This window comes from Xanthocytophaga flava (genome assembly GCF_030068545.1).
Lineage (GTDB): Bacteria > Bacteroidota > Bacteroidia > Cytophagales > 172606-1 > Xanthocytophaga > Xanthocytophaga flava.
Window position 1 is genome coordinate 1 of record NZ_JASJOR010000086.1, and the last position, 1,109, is coordinate 1,109.

Annotated in this window: 1 protein-coding gene; it reads left to right on the forward strand. The window is 43.1% G+C overall.

Annotation, left to right across the window (positions count from 1 at the left end; all coding sequences use genetic code 11):
- Positions 1–1,093: IS66 family transposase (tnpC, locus tag QNI15_RS38850; protein ID WP_314037595.1), on the forward strand; the 1,093-nt coding region annotated here is incomplete at its 5' end.
- Positions 1,094–1,109: the final 16 nt, after the last annotated feature.

Sequence of the window (1,109 nt, forward strand, 5' to 3'; positions counted from 1 at the left end):
CAATCAGCAACAGATCAATCAGCAACAGATCAATCAGCAACAGATAAAGATTGGTTCACTTCCTGAACGGGTGATAGACAAAGGAATTCCAGGAGCAGGCTTGTTAGCTACCATTTTGACAGACAAGTATCTGGATCACTTACCTTTATATCGGCAGAAGCAACGCTTTGCCAGGGAAAACATCCAGATTGCTTCTTCGACTATTGAAGGCTGGACCAAAGAAGCCCTTCTAAAACTGGAACCACTTTACGAACAACTGGTCTTTCACACTAAATCCAAAGGCTATCTTCAGGTCGATGAGACGCCGATAAAAGTGCTCGAAAGTGAAAAGAAAGGAGCCTGCCATCAAGGTTGGTACTGGGTTTACCATGCCCCATTAGATGGGATCGTCTTGTTTGACTACAGTCCTACCCGAGGATCGAGTGCTCCCTTGCCCATATTAGGCAACTTTAAAGGATATTTACAAACAGATGGCTATGCCGTCTATGAAAAATATGCAGCCAGCAAGCAGATTACACACCTGGCCTGTTGGGCGCATGCTCGCCGTGAGTTTGAAAAAGCATTAGACAATGACAGACCCAGAGCCGAAAAAGCACTCTTACTGATACAGCAATTGTATGCGGTAGAAAGAAAATGCAGAGAACAAAAACTGAGCACAGAACAAATTAAACAAGTGCGTTTAGAGCAATCCTTACCTGTGCTCAATGAGTTAGGTCAATGGATCTTCGAGCAAATCCAATCTACTCTTCCCAAGAGTCAGATTGGCAAGGCGATGGCGTATGCGTATGCTCGTTGGGATGCGTTGAGTGCATACTTGTATGATGGATCTTTACAGATAGATAACAATCTGGTAGAAAACGCGATCCGACCCATTGCCTTGGGAAGAAAGAACTATTTATTTGCGGGGAGTCATCAAGCCGCTCAACGAGCCGCGATGATTTATTCCTTCTTTGCTATTTGTAAGAAAGAGGATGTCAATCCTTTTGTATGGTTGAAGTATACTCTGGAAAATATCTCTTGTACCAACCATAAAAATCTAACCGATCTATTTCCACAAAACTATAAACGAATTATCCTCACTAACAATATGTAGTTCGTCGGGCGCATAC